This is a genomic window from Gordonia amicalis NBRC 100051 = JCM 11271 (assembly GCF_000332995.1).
GTDB lineage: Bacteria > Actinomycetota > Actinomycetes > Mycobacteriales > Mycobacteriaceae > Gordonia > Gordonia amicalis.
Genome location: NZ_BANS01000026.1, coordinates 52,131 through 77,249 on the forward strand (window position 1 = coordinate 52,131; position 25,119 = coordinate 77,249).

24 protein-coding genes are annotated in these 25,119 nt (G+C 68.1%); 19 read left to right on the plus strand and 5 right to left on the minus strand.

The features are described from left to right. Positions 1-23 precede the first annotated feature (23 nt). The 4 genes from rsmA to GOAMI_RS13375 form a co-directional block, all read right to left on the minus strand. Positions 24-926, minus strand: a complete 903-nt coding sequence (rsmA, locus tag GOAMI_RS13360; RefSeq protein ID WP_006437069.1) for a 16S rRNA (adenine(1518)-N(6)/adenine(1519)-N(6))-dimethyltransferase RsmA — start codon at positions 924-926, stop codon at positions 24-26. Beyond that, positions 890-2,017, minus strand: coding sequence for a resuscitation-promoting factor (locus GOAMI_RS13365; protein ID WP_006437070.1), 1,128 nt, complete (start codon positions 2,015-2,017; stop codon positions 890-892). Before GOAMI_RS13365 ends, rsmA begins: the two co-directional genes overlap by 37 nt. A gap of 173 nt (positions 2,018-2,190) precedes the next feature. Then, positions 2,191-3,099, minus strand: coding sequence for a TatD family hydrolase (locus GOAMI_RS13370; protein WP_006437071.1), 909 nt, complete (start codon positions 3,097-3,099; stop codon positions 2,191-2,193). Between the two features lie 41 nt (positions 3,100-3,140). Next, a complete protein-coding gene (locus GOAMI_RS13375; protein WP_006437072.1) occupies positions 3,141-3,980 on the minus strand; it encodes a PhzF family phenazine biosynthesis protein in 840 nt (279 codons plus the stop codon). Between the two features lie 119 nt (positions 3,981-4,099). On the opposite strand from GOAMI_RS13375, the gene GOAMI_RS22635 reads away from it, so the two are divergent. The 19 genes from GOAMI_RS22635 to GOAMI_RS13465 all read left to right on the plus strand — a co-directional run bounded on the left by GOAMI_RS22635 (position 4,100) and on the right by GOAMI_RS13465 (position 24,277). Continuing rightward, positions 4,100-5,404 carry an ABC transporter permease gene (locus GOAMI_RS22635; RefSeq protein WP_006437073.1) on the plus strand — a complete coding sequence of 435 codons (1,305 nt, stop codon included), beginning with the start codon at positions 4,100-4,102 and terminating at the stop codon, positions 5,402-5,404. 1 nt (position 5,405) lies between these two features. Then, positions 5,406-6,710, plus strand: coding sequence for an MCE family protein (locus GOAMI_RS13385; protein ID WP_006437074.1), 1,305 nt, complete (start codon positions 5,406-5,408; stop codon positions 6,708-6,710). Further along, positions 6,707-7,366, plus strand: coding sequence for an MlaD family protein (locus GOAMI_RS23805; RefSeq protein ID WP_006437075.1), 660 nt, complete (start codon positions 6,707-6,709; stop codon positions 7,364-7,366). Before GOAMI_RS13385 ends, GOAMI_RS23805 begins: the two co-directional genes overlap by 4 nt. Positions 7,367-7,404: 38 nt before the next feature. Further along, on the plus strand, positions 7,405-7,725 hold the full coding sequence (locus GOAMI_RS23810) for a hypothetical protein (protein ID WP_006437076.1): 321 nt from the start codon (positions 7,405-7,407) through the stop codon (positions 7,723-7,725). Positions 7,726-7,767: 42 nt separating this feature from the next. Further along, positions 7,768-8,811: an MlaD family protein gene (locus GOAMI_RS13395; RefSeq protein ID WP_006437077.1), complete on the plus strand. Its 1,044-nt coding sequence runs from the start codon at positions 7,768-7,770 to the stop codon at positions 8,809-8,811. After that, the gene (locus tag GOAMI_RS13400; protein ID WP_006437078.1) at positions 8,811-9,974 is read left to right on the plus strand and encodes an MCE family protein; all 1,164 of its coding nucleotides are present in this window, start codon (positions 8,811-8,813) and stop codon (positions 9,972-9,974) included. The genes GOAMI_RS13395 and GOAMI_RS13400 overlap by 1 nt, the downstream gene beginning before the upstream one ends. Before the next feature lie 99 nt (positions 9,975-10,073). Further along, entirely contained in the window at positions 10,074-11,132 is a 1,059-nt protein-coding gene (locus GOAMI_RS13405; protein WP_006437079.1) for an MCE family protein, read from the plus strand. Between the two features lie 29 nt (positions 11,133-11,161). Next, entirely contained in the window at positions 11,162-12,403 is a 1,242-nt protein-coding gene (locus GOAMI_RS13410) for an MlaD family protein (protein WP_157228319.1), read from the plus strand. Then, positions 12,393-13,010, plus strand: a complete 618-nt coding sequence (locus GOAMI_RS13415; protein ID WP_006437081.1) for an Rv1363c family protein — start codon at positions 12,393-12,395, stop codon at positions 13,008-13,010. The genes GOAMI_RS13410 and GOAMI_RS13415 overlap by 11 nt, the downstream gene beginning before the upstream one ends. Before the next feature lie 28 nt (positions 13,011-13,038). Then, positions 13,039-13,953, plus strand: coding sequence for an oxygenase MpaB family protein (locus GOAMI_RS13420; RefSeq protein WP_006437082.1), 915 nt, complete (start codon positions 13,039-13,041; stop codon positions 13,951-13,953). Next, positions 13,953-14,579 carry an oxygenase MpaB family protein gene (locus GOAMI_RS13425; protein ID WP_328721460.1) on the plus strand — a complete coding sequence of 209 codons (627 nt, stop codon included), beginning with the start codon at positions 13,953-13,955 and terminating at the stop codon, positions 14,577-14,579. Before GOAMI_RS13420 ends, GOAMI_RS13425 begins: the two co-directional genes overlap by 1 nt. After that, positions 14,576-15,289 carry a GntR family transcriptional regulator gene (locus GOAMI_RS13430; protein ID WP_006437084.1) on the plus strand — a complete coding sequence of 238 codons (714 nt, stop codon included), beginning with the start codon at positions 14,576-14,578 and terminating at the stop codon, positions 15,287-15,289. The genes GOAMI_RS13425 and GOAMI_RS13430 overlap by 4 nt, the downstream gene beginning before the upstream one ends. A gap of 58 nt (positions 15,290-15,347) precedes the next feature. After that, positions 15,348-16,070, plus strand: a complete 723-nt coding sequence (locus GOAMI_RS13435) for an HAD family hydrolase (protein WP_040004831.1) — start codon at positions 15,348-15,350, stop codon at positions 16,068-16,070. Further along, the gene (locus tag GOAMI_RS13440; protein ID WP_006437086.1) at positions 16,067-18,418 is read left to right on the plus strand and encodes a glycoside hydrolase family 65 protein; all 2,352 of its coding nucleotides are present in this window, start codon (positions 16,067-16,069) and stop codon (positions 18,416-18,418) included. The genes GOAMI_RS13435 and GOAMI_RS13440 overlap by 4 nt, the downstream gene beginning before the upstream one ends. Positions 18,419-18,493: 75 nt before the next feature. Then, positions 18,494-19,180: a HEAT repeat domain-containing protein gene (locus GOAMI_RS13445; RefSeq protein ID WP_006437087.1), complete on the plus strand. Its 687-nt coding sequence runs from the start codon at positions 18,494-18,496 to the stop codon at positions 19,178-19,180. After that, positions 19,174-20,154: a HEAT repeat domain-containing protein gene (locus GOAMI_RS13450; protein WP_006437088.1), complete on the plus strand. Its 981-nt coding sequence runs from the start codon at positions 19,174-19,176 to the stop codon at positions 20,152-20,154. The genes GOAMI_RS13445 and GOAMI_RS13450 overlap by 7 nt, the downstream gene beginning before the upstream one ends. 58 nt (positions 20,155-20,212) lie before the next feature. After that, positions 20,213-21,802, plus strand: coding sequence for a methionine--tRNA ligase (gene metG / locus GOAMI_RS13455; RefSeq protein WP_006437089.1), 1,590 nt, complete (start codon positions 20,213-20,215; stop codon positions 21,800-21,802). Between the two features lie 16 nt (positions 21,803-21,818). Further along, positions 21,819-23,003, plus strand: a complete 1,185-nt coding sequence (locus GOAMI_RS13460) for an aminodeoxychorismate synthase component I (RefSeq protein WP_006437090.1) — start codon at positions 21,819-21,821, stop codon at positions 23,001-23,003. A gap of 26 nt (positions 23,004-23,029) precedes the next feature. Next, the gene (locus GOAMI_RS13465; RefSeq protein WP_006437091.1) at positions 23,030-24,277 is read left to right on the plus strand and encodes a helix-turn-helix domain-containing protein; all 1,248 of its coding nucleotides are present in this window, start codon (positions 23,030-23,032) and stop codon (positions 24,275-24,277) included. On the opposite strand, the gene rsmI is transcribed toward GOAMI_RS13465, so the two are convergent. Beyond that, on the minus strand, positions 24,201-25,103 hold the full coding sequence (gene rsmI, locus GOAMI_RS13470; protein ID WP_006437092.1) for a 16S rRNA (cytidine(1402)-2'-O)-methyltransferase: 903 nt from the start codon (positions 25,101-25,103) through the stop codon (positions 24,201-24,203). The genes GOAMI_RS13465 and rsmI overlap by 77 nt on opposite strands. Between the last annotated feature and the right edge of the window lie 16 nt (positions 25,104-25,119).

The following is a 25,119-nucleotide window of genomic DNA, read 5'->3' on the forward strand; positions in this document are numbered from 1 at the left end:
CCCGGGCGGCCCAGCGGTTCCGATCAGACGGTGCGGGCCAGCCGCACGAAGTCGTCGACGTCGAGTTTCTCGCCACGGATACCCGGGTCGATGCCGGCGGCGCGCAACCGTCGTTCGGCCTCCGCCGGGGAACCCGCCCAGCCGGCCAGTGCCGACCGCATCGTCTTGCGGCGCTGGGCGAATGCTGCGTCGATCACCGCGAACACCGCCTGCCGGAACTCCGGGTCGGTGGGGTGGTCGTCGGTGCGCTCGATGCGCACGAGACCGGACTCGACCTTGGGTTCGGGCCAGAACACGTTGCGCCCCACCGCACCTGCGCGACTCACCCGGCCGTGATACCGGGCCTTCACACTCGGCACACCGTAGGTGCGGCTACCGGGCGGGGCGGCGAGCCGGTCGGCCACCTCTGCCTGGACCATCACCAGGGCGGTCGTGATCTCGGGGAACAGCCCGAGCAGATGCAGCAGTACCGGAACCGACACGTTGTACGGGAGATTGGCGACGAGCGCGGTCGGCACGACGGGCAGGTCGTCACGGGTGACCTGCAGTGCGTCGGCGAGTACGACGTCGAAGTTACTGCTCCGCGCCGGTGCGTACTCGGCGACCGTCTGCGGAATCCGTTGTGCAAGAACCGGATCGATCTCGATGGCAACGACCCGGCCGGCGGTCCCGAGCAGCGCGAGGGTCAGCGACCCCAGGCCGGGCCCGACCTCCAGGACCACGTCGTCGGCGCCGATCCCGGAAGCCGCGACGATGCGTCGGACGGTGTTGGCGTCGTGGACGAAGTTCTGTCCGAGCGTTTTGGTCGGCCGGACACCGACTTCGGCGGCGAGTTCGCGGATCTGCGCGGGTCCGAGGAGCCGCGGTGCGTCGCCTGGCGGGTCGTCGATCAGCGCAGGCCCAACTTGGACGTGCACGAGGGCCATGCGCCCCAGCCCTGGACGGCCTGGGTCTTCTTGGCGATCGCGATCTGCTCTTCGCGGGTGGCGAGGTCTGCGCGCGGCGCGTACTCGAGTCCGCCCCATCGTTCCCACGTGTTCTGGTCGAACTGCACGCCGCCGTAGAAACCGTTGCCGGTGTTGATGGCCCAGTTGCCGGTGGCCTCGCACTGGGCGAGGGCGTCCCACACCGAGCCCGGCGGCACGAACGGCGCGCCCGGCTTGGTGCCGATGCGGACGGTGGCGGCGACCGGCTCGGTGAGCACGTCACTCGTCAGCTTGTCGCGCTTGACCACCTTGCCGTTCACGGTGGTGACCTTATACGTCACGCGCGCCTCACCGGGAGTGCCCTTCTTCTCGACGACCTTGCGGTCACGGACGAGTGTCGGGTCTTCCTTCTTGATCTCCGGCGGGGCGACCGGCTCGTTGATGGTGACGTCCTCGGTCTTGATGCGCGTGACGATGACCTTCAGGTCGGGGGTCACCTCGGTGTCGGCAGCGGGGACGACCTTGTCCTCGGGCCCGAGGGGCGTTCCGAGGGCCTCGAGCAGTTCGCCGACGGTGTGGGCCGCGACCGTCGGCCGCTTCTTGGCCGGACCGTCGACGAGGTTCACCGGCTTGGGGAGCGCGACATCGATCTCGCCGCCGTCGACCGGCAGCTTGTCGGTGCCGAAGTCCGCCTGCTCGGCGGCATGGGTCAGTCCGCGTTCGGAGAGGAGCTGGTCCACGGTCGAGGCGTTGGTGATGACCGTCTCGCGCTTGCCCTCGACGTCGAGGGTCAGCTTCTTCAGACGGTTCACCGTGATGGTCTGTCGCTCGCCGAAACCGGAGTCGAGCGACGGGCTCACCTTGTCACCCCCGGCCGGTGCGAGGCCCTCGGATTCGAGCAGGCTCTCCACGGACATCGCCATCGTGGACACCTGACGGGTCTTGCCGTCGACATCGATGGTCACGGTCTTGTGCATCGCGACACCCATGACACCGCCGGCGGCGACGGTCGCGCAGACGGCTCCGACGGCCAGGCGGGCACGCAGGGAATCGGACCCGTTGATCTTCGAGAAGACCGACTTGGGTGACACTGAAGGAGGCAGAGAAGGCAAGGCACAACAATCTGGTCGGCAACAGGGCGCCGCCGCGACCAGAAGACCCATCCGCACTCCGGGATGCGTACGCACCTCGTCGTGAACCGCTGGTAGCCGGATGTAATCGCTCTGGCCGAGCGGGATCACAGTACGATAACGAACCGGCCAGATTATGGCAAAGGGATGTTGTAGGCGCGCCGCGCATTGGCGCCTAACAATCGCGCCATCTGCTCCTCGGACACCCCCCTGACCTCGGCGATCGCCCGTGCGGTGTACGGCAGGCAGTACGACTGATTCGGCTGGCCACGGTACGGATGCGGGGTCAGGAAAGGGGCGTCGGTCTCCACCAGGATCTGTTCGTCGGGCACCAGCTCCGCCGCGACCCGCAACTCCTCGGCATTGGCGAAGCTCACAGTTCCGGCAAAACTGAGGAAGTACCCACGGTCGACACACTCGCGGGCAACATTCCGGTCACCGGAGAAGCAATGCATGATCACGGTCTCCGGGGCGTCCTCGGCGGCCAGGATGTCGAGCAGATCCCGGTCGGCCTCGCGGTTGTGGATCATCAGCGGCTTGCCGACCCGCCTGGCGAGATCGATGTGCCAGCGGAACGTCTCGTGCTGCACCGCCGGCGACGCGCAGTCGTCGGACTTGCCGGGCCAGTAGTAGTCGAGGCCCGTCTCACCCACTGCGACGACCCGCGGATGACGGATCATCCGCTCGAGTTCGGCGGCCGTGTCGTCGTCGAGATCGCCCGCGTGCATCGGATGCAGCGCGACGGCCGCGTAGACCCGGTCGTCCCATTCAGCTGCCGCGACCGCCCAGCGGGCATCGACCATGTCGTCGGCGACGGTCACCACCTGATCGACCCCGACCGCCTGCGCACGGTCGAGGATGGCGTGTACCGACTCGGCGTCCCGTCCACCGCAGGCCGCCAGGTGGGTGTGGGCGTCCACGAGACCCGGCAGCGGAGCCGGATCGGGCGGCGGCTCGCGCCGACGACGCTTCTTGGCCGCCTTGTTGCTCAGGGTCTCCGACCCGGCGTTCCCGAGGGTCTCCGACCCGGCAGCGTCGCTCATGGCAAACACCCTGACACAGACCGGCGACACCACGCGCCCGGCTACAGCGCTACTGTGCCCTCGATCACGGTCGCGGTGTCGCCACCCACCCAGATGTCGTCACCGTCGTCGTGGATGTGGACGCGGCCGGCCCGTCCGATGGCCGCACCCTGCGCGGCGACATAACTCTCCGGCGCCTGTCCGGTCGCCCGGAGCCAGCTCGCGATCCCCGCGTTGAGGCTGCCGGTCACCGGATCCTCGGGTACACCGATACCCGGGACGAACGCCCGGACCTCGGCGAAGACATCTCCCGATCCGTAGAGCCCGAGCAGGCCGACCTTGTGGTCGCCGAGCGCGGGGATATCGGGACGGACCTCGAGCACCCGCTCCCCCGATCCCACCTGGATCACCATCCACTCCGGGCCGTTGTCGACCCACTCCGCGGCGCGAACCTCATCCCGGTCGACGCCGAGAGCAGCGATGACCTCTTCGACGACGCCGGGATCCACCGGACCCGACCGGCGCAACGGCGGTGCCGCGAAGGAGAGTCGCGGACCCGACCGCCGGATCCGGACCAGCCCGACGCCGCATTCCTGCACGACGTCCTCCCCCTTCGGTCGCCCGCCCGAGGTCAGCCACGCGTGCGCCGATCCCAGGGTCGGGTGGCCGGCGAACGGCAACTCCCCGTCGGGGGTGAAGATCCGCAGCTTGTAGTCGGTCGCCGGATCGGTGGGCGGCAGCACGAACGTGGTCTCCGACAGGTTGGTCCAGCGGGCGAAGGCGGCCATCCGATCCTCTGCGATGGGAGCGCCGGGACCACCCCCGTCGACGACGACCGCCACGGGGTTGCCCTCGGTACCGGTGGACGAGAACACATCGACCTGAGCGAAACGACGAGTCATCGCGCCATCTTCTCATCGCCGACCAGGAGAGACTGCCCGCCTCCCGGGGGCCGCTGCGCGACCTGGCCAACGAGGCCGGTCATACACTCGGGTTCGCGCTGCAGGCCATCGGAGCACTGGTGGTTGCGACGTTCCGCCGACGCCTGTCCATCGCCGAGACCCTGAACCAGACCGTCTTCATCGGCCGCGTCAGCACCGGACCGTCACTCCTGCTGATGATCCCGGTGGGCGTGTTCATCGCCGTCCCGGTCGGCGAACTCGCCGGACGCATCGGCGCCGGCGGTTACTCGGGCGCGGTCGTCGCGTTCATCATCGTCGGCCAGGCCTCCGCGCTCGTGTCGGCACTGATGATGGCCGGTGTCGCCGGCTCGGCCATCTGCACCGATCTCGGATCGCGCAAGATCCGTGAAGAGGTCGACGCCATGGAGGTCATGGGGCTCAACGTGATCGAGCGCCTCGTCGCACCCCGGCTCCTCGCCGCGATCATCGTCTCGCTGGTGCTGTGCTCGCTCATCACGGTCACCGGCGTCGGAGCCTGCTACCTGTACCACATCTACGTCCAGCACCTGCCCGCCGGCGCGTTCATGGCGACCTTCAGCCAGTACGGCCGGTTCTCGGACTTCGTGATGGCACTCGTGAAGGCGGCCACGTTCGCGTTGCTGTCCACGATCGTGGCCTGCTTCAAGGGATTACACGCACGCGGCGGCCCACGAGGAGTGGCCGACGCGGTGAACGAGGCGGTGACCTTCGGGTCGAAATCCCTTCTCTCCGGCGGAGGAACGCTCGGCATCGTGCTGGCCATGTCACTGGCGGCGGCGATGATGCTCGGCGTCGAGACCTACCGCGGACTGCAGCTGGTCGGCATGACCTCGCTGTCGGGCATGCTCTCGGCGATCGCCAACACCCGCGAACTCGCGCCCGTCGTCGTCGGAATCGCGTTGGCCGCCAAGGTCGGAACCGGATTCACCGCCCAGGTCGGCGCGATGCGCATCTCCGACGAGATCGCCGCGCTCGACTCGATGGCGATCCGGTCGATCCCCTTCCTCGCCACGACCCGCATGATCGCGGCGATGGTGTGCATCCTGCCGATCTACATGATCGGCCTGCTCGCGAGCTACATCGCCACGCGTCTCGTCGTGGTCTGGTTCAACGGCGAATCCTCGGGCGCCTTCGACTACTTCTTCCATCTCGCACTCACGCCGACCGACCTGCTCTACTCCGCGATCAAGGCGATCGTCTTCGCCGGTATCGTCGCGCTGGTCCACTGCTCCTACGGGTACTTCGCCTCCGGCGGACCCGAAGGCGTCGGCCAGGCGGCCGGACGCGCACTCCGCACGTCGATCCTGGCCATCGGGATCTTCGACGTGATCTTCACTTTCGGGTTGTGGGGCCTGGTCCCCGAGATCCCGGGAATGGGGATCTGACGTGTCGACCATGTTGCCGGGCAACCCCGTCTCCCGATTCGGTTACATCCTCCGCGCCCTGATCGCGGGCGCCCTCATCACCGCCTTCGCGGTGTGGATGGTGGCCCGCAGCGCCGGCACCCTCACCAGCGATCCCGAGGTGTTCGCCGAGGTGCCGGTCGAAGCCGGCCTCATCACCACCGGCGCGCCGGTCCGCTATCACGGCGTCACGGTCGGCGAGATCAGCGGCATCGACCCGGGCACCGTCTCGTCACAGGTGAAGATCTCCATCGACGGCGGCGCCATCGACGCGATCCCGTCCACCGTCACCATGCGTGTCCTGCCGCGAACCTTCTTCGGCGACATCTACGTTCAGCTGACCGAACCGGAATCCGCGGCGGGCGCCGCACCGCTCTCCGACGGTGACGAGATCCAGATCGACACGTCGGCCGAGGCCACCAACCTCTACAGCATCTACACCAAACTCGCCGACGTCCTCGCCGAGGTCCAGCCCGAGAAGATGAACATCGCGCTCTCCGCGGTGGCCACCGCGATCGGCGACCGTGGCGGCGACCTCGGCGTGATGATCGACGACTGGTGGCAGGCGTCGCGCACACTCGAGACGACCGTCAACCAGTTCATCGACGCCACACCGAAATTCCGTGCCGTGATGGAGAGTCTCAAACGCTCCACCCCGGCGATCACCGAGACGCTCGCCAACACGACCAGCATCTCCCGCGGCATCCTCGAGAACCAGGACGACCTCGCGTCGTTCTTCACCGCCGCCTCCGGTTTCGCCGGCGCGGTCGACCCGTTCCTCGCCGCCCAGCGCAACAACATCATCACCGTGCTCGACTCCACCGACACCATCCTCTCGACTGTCGCGGAGAACCCGTCGGGTGTCAGCAAGACGCTCGCCGAGGCCAAGAAGTTCGGTGCCGCCGGCGCGATGCTGTTCTCGAGCGGCCGTTTCGACATCACCGCGGTTCCGACGTTCTCGCAGCCGATGCCGTACACGGCCGCCGACTGCCCGACCTACGGTTCGCTGCGCGGCTCGCAGTGCTTCGGCAAGGGAACCGGCATGGGCACCGGACCGGTCCGACCACCGGGCGCGCCCAACCCGAAGGTGCTCTCCCCTCGTGAACCCACCTACACCCCTTCCGGTTTCGTCGGTCCCCCGGTCATCGACGGGACGCGTGAGGCCCCGACGCTGAGCCGCCTGGAGTCCGAACTCGGCGCGACCCCGGCGAAGAGCACGGGACCCAACCCCGCCACCACGCTGATGCTCGGCCCGATGGTTCGCGGCCACGAGGTGAAGATGTCATGACCACTCTCTCGCTGAAGACGATCCTGAAAGCCGGATCGTTCGTCCTCATCGGCATCATCGCCGCGGTGCTCGTGAGCAACACGCTGCGTGTCCCGGTGCACGGTTCCACGACGACCTACCACATCCAGTTCACCGACGCCGAGGGTCTGGTCGAGGGCAACCCGGTGACCATGTCCGGCGTGCGGGTGGGCCGCGTCGAGTCGGTGGCCTTCCAGCCGCAGGACGACGGTTCGGCCCTGGCCGACGTCGCCGTCTCGATCTCCGACGACCATCAGCTGCCGCTGCAGGTTCACGCGGCGATCCGTTACGGGGACATGCTCGGTGCCCGCTACATCGCGCTGACCGACAGCGGTGCGGACGGCACCGCGCGCGACGGCACGAGGATCCCCGTCGAGGGGACGTCACCGCCGGTGAACCTCACCGCCCTGATGAACGGTTTCGAGCCGCTGTTCTCCGCGCTCGACGCCAACCAGGTCAACGGTCTCGCACGTGGCTTCGTCGACACCTTCGAGGGGCGTTCGGGTTCGGTGCAGACGCTGCTCGGCCAGATCGCGTCGATGGGCAACAACCTCTCGGCGAACAGTGCGGTCTTCGCCCGGCTGGTGAGCAACCTCAACGTGCTGATGGGCACCGCGACCGGCACAACCCGCAGCTGAACGAACTCTTCCGCGGACTGTCCGTCCTCACCTCGGCGGTGGTCGGCGACAACGGCCAGCTCGCCACACTCCTCGACAGCGGGGACCGCGCCGTGTCGGCGCTCGCCGACATGATGACCGTCGCGGGCGACGACTTCCAGAAGTCGATGGTCGGACTCGAACAGGTCACGGCCAGTTGGGTTCCGAACACACCGGCCTTCACCGGGTTCCTGGACCGGCTTCCGGTGATGGCCGAGGAGATCAACAAGAGCGGACGATACGGGGGATTCATGATGCTCTACCTCTGCAACTTCACCTTGGGTGCCTTCGGCCTCGACGCCAACATCTTCGGCCCGCTTCATTCCCCGGTCTGCATGTGAGACAAGCCATGTCATCTCCCAGCAAGGTAGGAACCTAAGTCCGTGTTTCTGGTCAGGCTCATCGACGTCTTCGTCGGCATCTTGGAGTTCGTCTTCAAGTCCGACAAGCGCGCACAGGGTGCGTCACCCGCGGTCCTCGGCACGGCGGGCATCATCACCCTGGTCGCGCTGATGCTGATCGCGATCGGCATCCCCCAGCTGAGTTACTTCACCCGCACCAGCCCCTACACCGCAGAACTCGCCAACGCGTCGGGGCTGACGACGGCCGATCCGGTGCTGGTGGCGGGTGTCCCGGCCGGCCGGATCGAGTCGGTCGATCTCGCCGGAGACCGCGTACGCGTGGGTTTCCGGCTCGACAACGGTCAGCCGCTGGGCAACCAGACGCGCGCATCGGTCCGGCTCCGGACCGTGCTGGGCAAGCGTTACCTCGAGATCGTCCCGGCCGGATCGGGAAAGGTCGGTCCCGACAACACGATCCCGCTCGACCGCACCACGGTGCCCTACAGCCTCGACGACATCTCCGGCGCCGCGGTCACCGCCTCGCGTGACATCGACGAAGAGGCCGTGCGCGCGATGTTCGTGACCATGAAGGAGATCATGCCCCGCACCTCGACCCTGGACGCCTCGATGAAGGGCGCGACGGGCGCGATGGCCGCCATCACGGGAACGGGCACGCAGCTCGACCAGCTGCTCGCCATCTCCAAGCGGGTCGCCGAAGTGACCGTGCAGCAGAGTGATTCGATCTCGAGCGCGATGTCCAGCACGCAGGCGATCGTGCAGACCCTCGTCGTCCGGCGCGTCCTGCTGACCCGTCTGACCGACAACCTCCGCGCCGTGCTCGACCAGATGGCCACGACCTTCCCGAAGGTCCCGATGGGTCAGCTGGTCACCAACATCGAGTCGGTGACCAAGACACTGCGGGACAACGTGTCGTCGATCGACCGGATCCTGATGCAGCTGCCGCCGGCCATGCGCACGATCACCGATGCGACCGGCAACGGCAACTGGACCGACGTGGTGTCGCCGAGCGCGGTCATCCCCGACGGGATGCTCTGTGTCCTCGGCGTGATGCAGGGGTGCCGCTGATGACTTTCCGCCAGGTACGTGAGGTCCGCCTGCGCAAGCGCTACGGCGGCAAGATCTTCACCGCGCTGCTCCTCGTGGTCGCGATCATCGTCGGCACGTGGTACGTGTTCGGCCGCGATCCCCACATCCGCACCGTCCACGCCGATTTCGCGTTCGTCAACGGTCTGTACGAGGGATCCAAGGTCACCGTCCTGGGTGTTCCGGTCGGACGTATCGAGAACGTCGAGCCCGCCGGGGACCATGTCAAGGTCACCGTGACCATGCCGGGGGACATCGATCTCCCCGCCGACGTCTCGGCCTACGTGCTCAACCCGTCGGTGATCAGCGACCGTCACCTCGAACTCGGACCGGCCTACACCGGTGGGCCGCAGCTGCCCGACGGCGCGACCATCCCACTCGAGCGCACCCACTCCCCGATCAGCTTCGACCAGCTCCTCGACAGCATCAGCGTGCTGACGAAGATCATGGGTCTCGCCGACGCCGCGCCCGGTGCACCGGCGGACCCCAACGACATGGGTTCCCTCCTGGCCGCCACCGCCAAGTCGTGGGACGGCCGCGGCACCGGTTTCGGGACGACGATGTCCGGGCTCGCCTCGGCGTCGGGGATCTTCGGCGCCCGGACCGAGGACCTGCAGGATCTCATCGACAGTCTCAACACGCTGATGCAGACCTTCCACGCCAAGCAGGTCTCGCTCGACGGCCTCATCGAGTCGATGGGTCTGCTGAGCAGCCAGTGGGCGTCGTCCAACCAGGACATCGCCGGGCCCGTCAACGATCTCAAGGTCGTCTTCGACCAGATCAACGACTTCGTCCTCGCCCACGGCAACGACGTCGGCGTCGTCGCGGAGAACCTGAAGGTCCTCGGCGACACCCTGGTCGACAACAAGGCCGGGCTGGCCGAGTTCATGGACCTCGCGCCGCTGATGATGCAGAACCTGTCGAGCACGATCGGTCCCGACCGCCGTGGCCGCATCCGCCTGAACGTCTCGACCACACTGACCCAGTTCAAGACGCTCAAGCCGCTGTGCGATCAGTTCCCGATGCCGCTGTGCACCGGCGCCGGACTCACCAACCCGATCTCGTTCCCGATCAGCGCGTCCGACCCGCTGGGCATCGTCTCGGCGATCACCGGCGGCAAGCTCCCCCTGAAGGGAGGGAACTGATGACTGTGCGTGCCAAGAAGATCCGGGTCACCACCGCGGCGATCGCGGTGACCGTCGGCCTGTCGAGCTGCTCGGTCGGGCTGCAGGACCTGCCGCTCGGTGCCGGCGGCCGCAACTCCCTTCGACGTGACCGCCGAACTCATCACCGCCGACGGCCTGGTGTCGGGCGCCGACGTCCGGCACGGCCAGCAGATCGTCGGACGGGTCACCGACATGCGCCTGGAGGAACGGCATGCGGAGATCACCATGACGATCGCCGACGGCACCGACCTCCCGGCGAACACGACGCTCAACGTCGAACTGCCGTCGGCGCTCGGAACGCCGTTCGTCCGCCTGTCCGAGCCCGCGGACCCGCAGGGCCGGCTCACCGAGGGGTCGCATCTCAGCCTGTCCGACACCGGTGTCGGACCGCAGATCGAGAGCACACTCGCCGCGCTCGGCAACATCCTCGGCGGCAGTGGCGTCAGCCAGCTCCAGTCGGTGATGTCGAGCCTCAACACCGCCTTCGAGAACCGCTCCGACAAGGTCGGCGACCTGATCGACACGCTGAACCGACTGCTCGCCCGGTCGTCGAGGTACACCGACGACTTCAACGCGGCGATGGCGGCGGCCGCGGATGTCAGCGAGCTCCTCGTCGCGCAGCAGCAGACCGTCGACGACTTCCTCGGTCAGGTCCCGCAGGCGGTGACCGTGCTCGCCGCACAGCGGGATCAGATCGCGAAGCTGATGTCGCAGACCACGCGACTGGCGACCAACGTCGCGGCGATCACGCGCGGCCGTCAGGAGACGCTCGACCACCTCGTCGGCGACGCCGAACAGATGGTGAAGTCCTTGTCCGCGTTCAACACCGAGGTCGGCTCGACCCTGGACAACATGAACGCGTTCATGACGAACTTCGACCGCGCGATTCCGGGCGACTACCTGGTCTTCGACGGTTCGCTCGACATCCCGGGCGGCATCGACAAGATCCTCACCGGCGGTGTTCTGCTCGCCGGTCAGCCCCTCCCGACACCGGACGACCTCCGCAACGTGCTGTCCGGCGGTCTCGCGAACAAGAGGCCGGAGAAGAAGGCCGCGAAGAAGGCGGCGCCGGCGACGAAGACCCCACCCAAGACGACCCCTCAGACACCCAGCCCACGCCCAGGAGCCCCGCGATGACCACCAAGGCGAAGACCCGGCGCCTTCGGATGCCCCGCGTTCGGATGCCACAGGCGCGCACTGGGATGCTGCAGTTCCTGATCTTCCTCGCCCTCTCGGCGATCGTGATCCCCTACGGCATCAACTTCATCGCCGGGCCAGAGGGATTCGGCGACAAGATCGTCCTGACGGCCAGGATGGACGACGCGTTCGGGCTCAGCTCGGGCACGGGCGTCACGCTCCGCGGCGTCGACATCGGCACCGTGCGTTCCGTCGAACTCGATCCGGCCGGTGGCGCCGCGGACATCGAACTGGTCGTGCGCGGGGACACCCGCATCCCCGCCGACTCTTTCATGCAGGTCACGATGGCCTCGATGGCCGGCATCCAGAGCGTCGACATCATCCCGCCCGACAACAATCCCCCGTATCTCGAGTCCGGTGACACGATCGCCGCGCCGGCCGACAAACAGCCCAAGCAGATGGACGCCATCATCGGCGACGCCGCGTCGGTGCTCCGCAGCATCGGCAGCGGCAACCTCACCACGCTGGGCAACGAGTTCTACGCGGCCTTCGACCACGACGAGAAGGCCCTGGCCGGGATCGTGTCGAACGGAACCGCGCTCGCCGGGCTGGTCAACCGCAATGCACCGATCCTGCAGGGACTCTTCGACGAATGGCTACAGGTGCTGTCCGCGATGAACGACACCACCACGGCCTTCGAGGCCGGCATGCGCAGCGCCGCGACATTCACCGACCAGCTCGACGCCAACCAGCCGGTGTTCGTCTACCTGCTCGACAAGTCACCCGAATCGCTGACCCGCACACAGGCGCTGTTCGACAAGTACCGCGGCACCTTCGGCGGTGTGATGGCGAATCTCGCGGTGGTGGAACCGATCATCTCCGACCGCGACCAGTCACTCGCCGTCGGCCTGGAGACGATCCCCCAGGGTCTGCTGGACCTGCGTTCGATCGTGAAGAACGGGCGCGCCGACTTCGCGCTCATCGGCACCCAGGGACCCGTCTGTATGTTCTACGACCAGCCCCGCTACCCGGTCGGCGATCTCAACACCCCGGCACCGAATCTCGCGCGCTTCTGCCCGGCGGGCAACGGCTACGGACAACGCGGCGCGGTGAACGCCCCACGGCCGAACGACCTGGGCACGAGCACCTGGACATCCCCCGGCGGTGTCTCCGGACCACCGGCCGTCGCCGATCCACTACTCATCCCGAACGGCGTGGAGCTGCTGCAGTGGTGGCACGAACTTCTGGAAAGGGCACGAAATGGCAACTGACACAACGACTCGAACCGCAGCGGCGGGAACCGCCGCCGCGGATGCCGACGGGACCGCGGACGTCTCCTCGACCGGAACCGCATCCGCTGCGCGCACTGCTCCCCTGACCCGGAAGCCGGCCGGCCGGGGCACGATCGTCACCGGTGTACTCGCGTCGCTGCTGCTGGGTGCGACCGCCCTCGCCGGGTTCTTCGGTTACCAGTACGCGACAACCGATTCCTCGGCCACCTCGCCCGAGGCGAGCGCCGAGGCGATCGACACCGCCAAGGACTACGCGATCAAACTGTCCAGCTTCGACTACCGCGATCTGAACAAGAATCGGGACGCGATCACCGCGATGTCGACCGACGACTTCGCCGCCAAGTACAGCGAGATGGTCACCGCCCTCAGTCAGATCGTCACCGACGGCAAGGGTGAGTCCACCGCCGAGGTGTCGCACGCGGCCGTCGAGAAGATCGACGGCTCCTCCGCGACGGTGATCCTGTTCGCCGACCAGAAGGCACGCAACGTCGTCTCCCCGGACGGCAAGACCCAGCCGTACCGGATGGTGGTGACGCTCGATCGTTCCGGCGATCGCTGGCTGGTCGACAACGTCGAGACGAAGTGAACCCACACCGATCCGAGGAGTGACCACCATGGCCGCGAGCTACCTACCGTCGATCGAGGACACCGAGCCGGAACTGACGACCCGGCGCACCCGCATCCACATCACCACCCGCAAGCGGCGCGCGACCAGCCTGCGCAAACCAGCGCGCATCCAGGAGGCCATCGACTTCTGGTCGTTCGCCGGCGGTGCCGCGAACGTCGTCATGCAACTGGGCTGGCCCGAGGTCGCCTACGGCGTCATGGAGAGCAAGGTCGAATCCGGCGCGCTGACCAAGCATCCGTGGAAGCGGGCCCGCACCACCGGCCAGTACCTCGCGGTCGCGATCCTCGGCACCGACGAGGAGAAGGCCGCGTTCCGGGAAACGGTCAACTCGGCTCATCGCAACGTGAAGTCCGACGCGAACAGCCCGGTCAAGTACAACGCGTTCAACCGGGAACTCCAGATGTGGGTGGCCGCATGCCTGTTCGTGGGTATCGAGGACATGCACCTACTGCTCCACGGCCAGATGACCGAAGACGAGGCAGAGGAGTTCTACCAGTCGTCCAAGACCCTCGGCACGACGCTGCAGGTACCCGATGACATGTGGCCGGCGACGCGCAAGGACTTCGACCGGTACTGGAACCTCGCGTGCCAGCGCATCGTCATCGACGACACCACCTGCGACTTCCTCAACGATCTCGTCGACCTCAAGATGATCAACCCGCTGATCCGACTGCCGTTCGTGAGTCTCCTGCGCTTTCTCACCATCGGGTCGCTGCCGCCGATCTACCGCGACCAGCTCGGCCTGGAATGGACCGAGGACGACCGTCGGCGCTTCCAGCACCTGTTCACCTTCGTCTCGGTGGTCAACAAGTTCCTGCCCAAGTCGATCCGGTTCGGTGGCAGTCGCATGCTGATGCGGGACCTGCGACGCCGGATGAAACACGACAAGGCGATCATCTGATCTCGCGACGTTCACGTCCGGACCTCGCGCGGGTCCTCGACGAGCCGGTGATCTATCTGATGTGGCCCCGCGCGGCGCTGATGCAGCTGGCCCACGCGGGGGTGGCCCCGACCGAGGTCGAGAGCGGCGTGTACGGGGTCCGCGGCGCGGGCCGCTGGTCGGGAACCGTGAACTACCTGCGGACCGCGGTCGCCGGCGACGAGGACAGCGTGCGTGATCTCGTCCGCGAGGTGAACAAGGACCTCGACTTCGTCGAAGGGGACTACCCGGCGACCCTGCCGCGGTCGACGTCGGACGATCCGGAACACGTCACCGCAGGCGACGTCGCCGCGCAGGTGTTCGCAACCTATTCGATGCCCTGGCGGTACGTCCGACACCTCCCCCGCATCCGCCTGCTGACGTGGGGAATGGCCGGTGAACGGTTAAGGTCGATCTACGGAGTCGAATGGTCCGCCGGCCACGAGCATCGTTTCCGCCGGACGGTGCCCACGGTCCGCCTGCGGCAGGGTCTCTGCCCCGGACCGATCCGACGCCGACACGGCAGACGACAGCGCATACGCCGCGCCACCCGACTCAGGCGGACCGCGGTGACGGACCCCCACACCAACGGACGGAACGACCGATGACCCCCGGACCTCTCCACAGGACCCAGCTGGCCGTCGAGGTGGCCGACTACCTGCGCACGCGCATCATGACCGGTGTCCTGCGGCCGGGCGAGTTCGTCCGGCTCGACGAGACGGCGTCGGCCCTCGGTTGCAGCGTGACGCCTGTGCGCGAGGCACTCGCGACACTCCGCGGCGAGGGACTCGTGAAACAGGCCCTGCACCGGGGATTCATCGTGGAGACGCTGACCCGCGGTGACATCGTCGACATCTTCTGGATGCAGGCCGAACTCTCCGCACGTCTGGCCAGTCATGCCGCCGAGAACCCCGACCTGGCCGAACAGCTGGATGAGCTGGGCGCGATCGTCGACGATCTCGAGACCGCGGTCGAGTCGGGACGCGCCGACCGCGTGCTCTCCGCGGAGTTCGCCTTCCACCGCAAGGTGCACCTCATGGCCGAGAGCAAGAAGCTGGCCTGGTTCCAGTACTCGGCCAGCAAGTACAACCCGCTGCAGCTGTATTCGAACGACCCCGGGTGGGGCCGGGAGGCCGCGACCAGCCACCGGCGACTCATCGAGCTGTTGCGCAAGGGCGACACCGTGGGCATCAAGTCCGAGATCGTCGCGGCGTTCGACGACGCTCGTGACCGCCTGATCGACCAGCTGGAATCCATCGGTTTCTGGGACGACGAGCAGTCGCCCACCGAGGAAGCCCGCACGGCCAGCTCTGCGTGACGCGCGCTATCGCGCTTCGTCGCGCCTTCCCCGACTCGGACGGGTAGCGTTGCGCATCGTGTTGGGATTGCCAGAAGTGATCTCTGTCGCGCTCTTCGATCTCGACGGGGTCCTCACCGAGACCGCGGTGCTCCACCGCAAGGCATGGAAGAGAACCTTTGACGCCTTCCTCGCCGAACGCGCCGGCGGCGTCGATGCCCCCGGGTTCGTGGAGTTCACCGACCAGGACTACCTCGACTATGTCGACGGGCGTCCCCGTGAGGACGGCGTGCGGGCATTCCTCGCCTCGCGCGGGATCACCGATGTGGACCCGGCGACCGTGACCGCGATCGGCAGCCGCAAGAACGACATGTTCCTGGTCAGCCTCGCCGAGGAGGGTGGGCATGCCTATCCCGGCTCGGTGCGGTACCTCACCGCGGCACGTGAGGCGGGCCTCCGCATCGCAGTCGTCACGTCGTCGAAGAATGGAGGACCGGTGCTCGATGCAGCCGACCTGTCGGGATTCGTCGAGGTTCGCGTCGACGGTCTCGAGATCGCCGCGCGTGGACTCAACGGCAAACCGGCTCCCGACTCCTATCTCCTGGGAGCCGAGCTGATGGGCGTCGAGCCGGCCGCTGCCGCGGTTTTCGAGGACGCCATCTCGGGCGTACAGGCCGCTAGCGCAGGCGAGTTCGGCTACGTCGTCGGCATCGACCGCGTCGGCGGAGTCCAGGCCGAGGCGATGCGTGCCGCCGGCGCCGACATCGTCGTCAACGATCTCGACGAATTGCTGCCCGCATGAACCCGGATCAAGGACACGGGTTCGAGATCCACCCGTGGCAGCTGAAGTGGAGCGGCGGAGTCGATCTCGACATGCTCGGCCGCACCGAGACGTTGTTCGCGTTGTCCAACGGGCACATCGGCTTACGCGGAACCTTCGAGGAAGGTGAGCCGGTCGATCACCCGGGCACCTACCTCAACGGCTTCTACGAGTTGCGCGGCCTGCCCTACGCCGAGAGCGGCTACGGCTACCCGGAGTCCGGCCAGACGGTCGTGAACGTGACCGACGGCAAGATCATCCGTTTGCTCGTCGAGGACGAGCCGATGGATCTTCGGTACGGGCGTACCGAAGAGCACGAGCGGACGCTGGACTTCCGTACCGGCACGCTGCGCCGGCACACCCTGTGGACGTCGCCGACGGGCCGCACCGTGCGGATCAAGTCCGAGCGTTTCGTCTCGTTCACCAAGCGCACCATCGCAGCCATCCGCTATGAGGTGGAGCCCGTTGACGAGGACATGAAACTCGTTCTCCAGTCCGATCTGCTGGCCAACGAGCCGGTCCCGGCCCCGGGCAACGACCCGCGTCTCGCGGCCGCGCTCGACGCCCCGCTGGTGTCGGATCTCGCGACCTGCCGCAACTACTGGGGCATGCTGGTCCACCACACCAGGCAGTCGGGTCTGCACATCGCGGCCGGCATGGATCACGAGATCTACTTCCCGGACAAGGCCGACACCTTCATCCGCGCCGACGGCGACCTCGCCCGCCTGACCATCGCGGCGAATGTGCCGAAGGGCAAGAGCCTGACCCTCACCAAGTACATGGGGTACGGCTGGTCGGCCCGACGCTCGGTCCCGGCGTTGCGTGCGCAGGTCGACGCCGCGCTGGCGATGGCGATGGAGACCGGCTGGGACTCCCTCAAGGCCGACCAGGTCCGATACCTCGAGGACTTCTGGCGCGACGCGGACATCGAGCTCGACGGCGATCCCGAACTCCAGCAGGCGGTCCGGTTCGCGCTGTTCCACGTCCTGCAGGCCGGCGCCCGCGGACAGTCACGCGCGATCCCGGCCAAGGGACTCACCGGTCCCGGATACGACGGCCACACCTTCTGGGACACCGAGAGTTTCATCCTCCCGATGCTCACCTACACGGTGCCCGCGGCGGCCGGGGAGGAACTCCGCTGGCGCCATGCCACCATGGACAAGGCCAAGGCCCGCGCCGCGGAACTCGGGCAGCGCGGCGCCATGTTCCCGTGGCGCTCGATCAACGGCGACGAGTGCTCGGGCTACTGGCCCGCGGGCACGGCGGGCGTGCACGTGTCGGCCGACATCGCCAACGCCACCGCCCGGTACCTGCGCGCGACCGGCGACGAACAGTTCGAGACCGAGTGTGGCGTCGAACTTCTCGTCGAAACCGCCCGGCTGTTCGCCGGCCTCGGCCATCACGATGTCAACGGGAAGTTCCGCATCGACGGCGTGACCGGGCCCGACGAGTACACGGCCGTGGTCAACAACAACGTCTTCACCAACCTCGCGGCACAGCAGAACCTGCGCGACGCGGTGGCCGCGGTGCACCGTCGACCCGATCTCGCCGAGCAGTTCGGGGTGACCACAGCCGAAGCGGCGCACTGGGAGTCGTGCGCGGACGACATGTCGATCCCCTACGACGAGGCGCTGGGGGTGCACCAGCAGTGCGAGTCCTTCACGCTTCTCAGCGCGTGGGATTTCGAGTCCTCGGTCGGCCGCTACCCACTGTTGCTGAACTATCCGTACTACGACCTCTACCGCAAACAGGTCGTGAAGCAGGCCGATCTGGTGTACGCGACCTATCTGTTCGGCGACTCGTTCACCGCCGAACAGAAGCTCCGCAACTTCGACTACTACTACCCCATCACCGTGCGCGACTCGTCGCTGTCGGCATGCTGTGAGGCGGTCACCGCCGCCGAGGTCGGTTACCTCGACCTCGCCTACGACCTGCTCGCCGAGTCGGTGTTCACCGATCTGCACGACCTGCACAACAACGTCAACAGCGGCCTGCACATCGCTGCGCTCGCCGGGGCGTGGACGGACTGCGTGGCCGGTTTCGGCGGCATGCGCGACTTCGGCGGGCAGATCACCTTCGCGCCGCGACTGCCGAGGCGGTTGACCTACCTGTCGTTCCGCATGATCGTGCGGGAGTCGAAGATCGTGGTCGCGGTGGACAAGGAGAGCACCACCTACCGGTTGCTGTCGGGTCCGCCGATCGACCTGGCACACCACGGCGAGAAGTTCACGCTCACCTCGGCGCCGGTGACCATGAAGATCCCCGACTTCCACTACCGCGAGCCACCCAAGGCGCCTCCGGGCTGCGAGCCCTACCGACGCGAGATCTGATCGGGCCCGGCGCGTCCACCGCTTGACCTTCACACTGTGTCAAGGACTGCAATGCGGGGGTAGGAGGTGCCGACGATGACAACCGAGCACGCACTCAGCGACCCCACCCGTAGCGCCCTGTCCACCGCGCTGCACTCCCCCGAGGCCTCGACGCGGCTGCGGGCGGCGATGGCGGCGGGTACCGAACCCGACCCGCGCCTCGTCGACGACCTCGTCGCACGCTGCGGCACCGAACCGGATTTCTTCGTCCGGGACATGCTGACCTGGGCGCTGACCAGACTTCCGGCGGCGCTGACGGTACCGCGCCTGATCGGTGAGCTGGTCTCGGCGTTACCGCAGGCGCGTGCCCAGGCGCTGCACACGCTGTCGAAGATCGGCGATCGGACGGCGTGGCCGGCCATCACCGTCGAACTGCTGCACGACGCCGATCCCGACGTCGCACGGGCCGCGTGGCGCGCCGCGGTGGTCCTCGTCCCGGCGGACGAGGAGGTGGGACTCTCGGTCGAGTTGGCCGGTGAACTCGGTCGCCGCGGAATCGAGGTGCAGCGCAGCCTGAGTCGTGCGCTCGCCGCTCTGGGCGAGATATCGCTCGACGCACTCGCCTCGGCTCGTCGACATCGGGATCCACGGGTCCGCGCGCATGCCGCCGCCACCGCGCGGCTCCTCGACGATCCGGACAGCGACTTCGCGTATGAGCTCGAAATGGCCACACGGTTGGCGAACACCGGTGTACCGGTTCATGATTCGGGTCCGCCGTGCTGATCGGCGAGGTGGCGCGGCGTTCGGGTGTGAGCACCCGGATGCTGCGCCACTACGACACCCTCGGCCTCGTGCGGCCGACGGGCCGGACCACAGGTGGTTACCGCGAGTACTCCGACGCCGACATCGAACGCCTCCTCCATGTGGAGAGTCTCCGGTCGCTGGGATTGTCGTTACGCGACGTCGGCCGTGCACTCGACGATCCCGGCTTCGCGCCGGATGCGCTCCTGGAGCGGATGATCCAGGACACGGAGGACCGGATGGCCGCCGACGCCCGGCTACTGGATCGGCTGCGGCAGATCGAGGCCGCCGACGCCGACGACTGGTCGGCGGTACTCGATGTGGTCGGTCTGCTGCGCGCGGTGCATTCCGAGTACGCCGCCCACCGCCAGCGGGCGGCGTTGCGGGCGGGCGACGCCGGACTGTCCGCCGAGGCCCTGACGGACGCGCTGCTGGCCGAATCCGATCCCAACACGGCCGGCGCCCTCCGCTGGGCACTCGCGCAGACATCGGGTGCGCTCGACCAGCTCGCCGCGCGGGTGGCCGACCACGATCCGACGATCCGGCGCCGCGCAATCACCGCCCTCGCCTCGATCGAGGACGCCCGGGCGACCGCCGTGCTGGAGGGGGCGCTGACGGACCCCGATCCCGAGGTCCGGCGCACGGTCGCCCGGGCCCTCGGCCGTCGGGGGGTCGACGCCGCGGTGGACGTCCTCATCGAACTCGTCGCCGCCGGGGACCGCGACGTCGAGGCGGCCGAGACCCTTGCGACGTATGCGGACGACGACCGGATCGTCGGCCTGCTCGTCGATCGTCTCGGCGGCGACCCGGACCCGTCGGTCCGGCTGCGGCTGGTCCAGGCGTTGGCCGAGATCGCCGGCGACGCGGCGTCGAAGGCCTTGACCGACCTGGGGGACGACGCCGACGAGACGGTCGCGCGCACCGCGCGGGCCATCGGATCGTTACGATCCCCCTGAACGGCGCCGACCCGCGATTGGCTGTCACCGGCCGCCGGTCGGTACTCTGTGGAGCACTATGGCACCCGATCTGACCAGCCCTGATCTGTCCGGCACGGCCGAGGACGGCACCTCGTACGGTGCGGGGCGCCCGTACTACCTCACCACCGCGATCGCTTATCCCAACGGCGCACCGCACATCGGGCACGCCTACGAGTACATCTCCGCCGATGCCCTCGCACGGTTCAAGCGCCTCGACGGTTTCGACGTCCGGTTCCTCACCGGCACCGACGTCCACGGCCAGAAGATGCAGCAGACCGCGCTGGCCGAGGGCATCCCCACCGCCGAACTCGCCAACCGGAACTCCGACCGGTTCCAGTCGCTGCAGGAACGCCTCGGCTCCAGCTTCGACCGTTTCATCCGCACCTCCGACGCCGATCACAAGCGGGCGTCGGAAGAGCTGTGGAAGCGGATGAGCGACCGCGGCGACATCTATCTCGACAAGTACTCCGGCTGGTACGACGTCCGTGACGAGACGTTCTACGCCGAGGCCGACACCGAGGTCAACGACGCCGGCGAGCGCGTCGCCTCCGACACCGGTCACGTGGTGACCTGGACCGAGGAGGAGACGTACTTCTTCCGGCTGTCGGCCTACCAGGACAAGCTCCTCGAGCTGTACGAGGCACAGCCCGACTTCATCGGTCCCGACGCGCGGCGCAACGAGGTCATCAGCTTCGTCAAGGGCGGGCTCACCGACCTGTCGGTGTCGCGGACGACCTTCGACTGGGGCGTCCGGGTCCCCGGCCACCCCGAACACGTCATGTACGTGTGGGTCGACGCGCTGACCAACTACCTGACCGGAGTCGGGTTTCCCGACGATCCGGCGACCTTCGAGCGGTTCTGGCCCGCCGACCTGCACATCATCGGCAAGGACATCATCCGGTTCCACTGCGTGTACTGGCCCGCCTTCCTGATGAGCGCGGGCGTCGAGCTGCCCAAGCGGGTCTTCGCGCACGGCTTCCTGTTCAACAAGGGCGAGAAGATGTCCAAGTCGGTCGGCAACGTCGTCGACCCGGAGAACCTGATCGACGAGTTCGGTCTCGACCCGGTGCGCTACTTCTTCCTGCGCGAGGTGTCCTACGGCCAGGACGGGTCGTACTCCGCCGAGGCGATCGTGTCGCGCATCAACGCCGACCTCTCCAACGAGTTCGGCAACCTCGCCCAGCGCACCCTGTCGATGATCGGCAAGTACTTCGACGGTGTGGTGCCGGCGACCGGTGAACTCACCGACACCGACCGCGCGCTGCTCGACCGGGCCGACTCGCTGCTCGAGACCGTCCGCGAGCACTTCGACAACCAGGCCATCCACCTCGGACTCGAGGCGCTGTGGTCGACGCTGGCCGAGACCAATCGGTACATCTCGTCGCAGGAACCGTGGAAGCTCGCGAAGACCGACCTCGACCGCACCGGCACCGTGCTCTATGTGTGCGCCGAGGTGGTCCGCATCGTCGCGGTGCTGAGCCAGCCGGTGATGCCGGAGTCGTCGAACAAGATCCTCGATCTGCTCGCCGTCGGCGACGACCGCCAGTTCAGCGCCGTCACCACCCGGCTGGCACCGGGCGTCGCACTGCCCAAACCGTCGCCGGTGTTCCCGCGGTACGAGAACTGACCCGCCCTCGCCGCACATGGCCGCGTCCGCGCTCGATGCGCTCCGGGCTCTCCATGCCGAGACCCGCACCCGGGGACTCCCACCGCCCGCAGCGCTGATCGGCGACTGGCTGGACACCGACGCGGTGATCGCTCCGACAATCGAGGTCGTCCCGGGCTGCACCCCGCCCGACGACCCCGACCGCTTCTGGTTCGGCTACCTCGGATTCCCCGTGCGCGCCGAGGAGGCGTCGCTGCCGTCGACCGCCGGGGGTCTCACCGACGGCGTCCTCGTCCTGCGGAACGGCGTGTGGTCGACCCTCGGCACCGGCCTCCCCGACTGGGCGTACGCCGTACTCGACGCCCCGCATCCCGGTGAGGGGAAGCCGACGACGACCGACTGGACACCGCCGGCGCGCGAACCGCATCTGGCCGCGATCGATCGCTGTCTCGACGCGATCCGCGCCGGCGAGGTGTATCAGGCATGCGTGTGCACGCGGTTCACCGGCACGTTGTCGGGTCGGCCGGTGGACTTCTTCGCCGACCTCGCCGGTGCCACCACCCCCGCGAAAGCGGCTTTCCTCCAGGGTGATTGGGGTACGGTCGCCAGCCTGTCACCGGAGACCTTCCTGCGGCGCACCGGGAACATCATCAGTTCCTCGCCGATCAAGGGGACCCTGCCTGCGCACGCCGACCCCGACGCCCTGTCCGCCTCCGCGAAGGACATCGCGGAGAACATCATGATCGTCGACCTCGTCCGCAACGACCTGGGACGGATCGCCGTCACCGGCAGCGTCCGGGTGCCCGAACTGCTGTCGGTGGTGCCCGCGCCCGGCGTCTGGCACCTGGTCTCGCGTGTCGAGGCGATCGTGCGGCCCGGCACGGGCACCGCCGAGGTGCTCGACGCCACCTTCCCGCCCGCATCGGTCACCGGTACGCCCAAGCTGCGTGCGATGGAGCTGCTCGCCGACTGGGAGAGCAGCGCCCGGGGCGTCTACTGCGGCGCGATCGGCGTCGCCGGACCCGACCGCGCCCTCGATCTCAACGTCGCGATCCGCACGGTCGAGATCGCTCCGGACGGCGGCATCGCACTCGGTGTCGGTGGCGGAATCACCATTGATTCCGTCCCGGACGACGAGTGGCAGGAGTGTCTCGACAAGGCTGCCAGCATCGTTGCCGGCGACCGGACGCAGACGTTGCAGGATCGCAAATACCGGACTTGATTGGCGATTTGGGTAATATTTCTCCCATGACTTTGTCCATCCGGACGACCACCGATCTCACGGAGCTGGCCCGGGAGATCAATCGCGACCGCGAGGCGATCATGTCGGGTGCGACGCCGCCTCCCCGATTCGCGGATGAAGTGGCCGAGTCCTGGACCCGGGTGAAGGCCGCGGACAATCCCTCCACGCTCGACGACCACCACCGCGGACGGATCGACCGCGACGAGCTCGAAGCCCGCCGGTCCGCGCATCCGCTCCGCCACTCGGTGGACTCTCTCAAGCGGGTGTTCGCCCAGTCGGCCGACGACCCGCTGATGGCACTGGGCATCTTCGACACCGACGGGGTGATGCTGTGGCGTGGCGGCTCGCGCGCGGTGCTGCCCGAGGCGAACCGGCTCGGCCTCGTCGAGGGAAGCCGGTGGGATGAGGATTCCGCGGCGACGACGGCGGTGGGCCTGGCGATCCGCCACCGGCGACCCAGCCGCGTCTTCGGCGCGGAGCACTACAGCCGATCCCTGCACGGGCTGTACTGCACCGCGACGCCGGTCCACGATCCGCGCACGGGTGAGATGGTCGCGGTCGCCGGGCTGGCCGGACCGGCGATGCAGATGCAGCCCGCGGCTTCGGCGTTCACGAACGCCCTGGCGGCACTGAGCGAGCACGAGGTGACTCTCGCCCATCAGCGCACCCTCGCCGACCTCCGTTACCACGGCCGTGCCCAGCTCGCCGGCCTGCACGGGCCCGGTCTACTCATCGACGACGACGGCTGGGTGGCCGAGGGCCGCGGGTGCACGCCGCCGGTCCGGGTCGCCGCGCCGACGGTGGACATGCGTCAGTTCGTGCCCGGACTCGGGATGTGCGTCGTCGAACGACTCGGGATGGGCTGGCTCGTGCGTCCGGCAGGCCCCTCGGGTCCGGTCATCGCCGAACTCGACCTCGACGGCGAGCCGACGATCACGGTCACCGGTGACGACGACCCGTGGCGTACGGTGCTCACCCGGCGCCACGCGCAGATCCTGTTGCTGCTGGCCGACGCGGGCGACCATGGACTCACCTCACAGCAGTTGAGCCAGTTGCTGTTCGGCGACCAGAACCACACCGTGAGCGTGCGTGCCGAGTTGTCGCGCCTGCGCCGGGTGGTCGGCGCGCTCGTCTCGAGCCGGCCCTACCGGCTGGCGCCGCGCGTCGAGCTGCGGGTCAGCTCGGATCAGCTCGACGCCTATCGAGAACCGACTGGTAGACGTCGCGTCGCGAGGCACTCGAACCCTGCGTGACCTCCGCGCAGGCATCCTTGAGCCGCATCCCGCCCGCCACCAGTTTCTCGGCGCGGTCGGCCAGTTCGTCGATGTCGGGTTCGGCGGCCACCGCGCCGGCGATGACGACCGTGATCTCGCCCTTGACGCCGCCGGCCGCCCACCCGGCCAGTTCGGCCAGACCACCGCGGCGGACCTCCTCGTAGGTCTTCGTCATCTCCCGGCACACCGCGCCGCGCCGATCGGGTCCGAGGATCTCGGCCGCCGCGGCGAGCGTGTCCGCCAGCCGGTGCGGCGACTCGAAGAAGACGGCGGTGCGCGGCTGGGCGATCAGCTCGCGCAGCCATTCCGCACGGGCACCCGGCTTGCGTGGCGCGAAGCCCTCGAAACAGAACCGCTCCGACGGCAGCGCCGACACCGCGAGTGCCGTCGTCACCGCCGAGGGTCCCGGCAATGCCGTCACGGGCAGACCCGCCTCGGCGCAGGCCACCACGATCCGGTAGCCGGGGTCGCTGACCGAGGGCATCCCGGCATCGGTGACCAGCAGGACCGTCTCACCGCCGGCGATCGCCTCGACGAGGCCCGGTGTCCGGGCGGCCTCCACCTGGTCGTAGTAGCTGACGACGCGTCCGCCGATCTCGACGCCGAGCGCGGCGGCGAGCGACCGGGTGCGGCGGGTGTCCTCGGCGGCGACGATGTCGGCCGTCTGCAGCGCCGCCCTCAGCCGGGGCGACGCATCGTCCACCTGTCCCATCGGGGTGGCGGCCAGCACCAGCCGTCCGCTCGTCCCGGGCACGGCAGACCGGGGGTGGTCGGTGGACTGTGTGTCGGGCTGGGCGGCATTCATCGTCAGCCAGCTTACG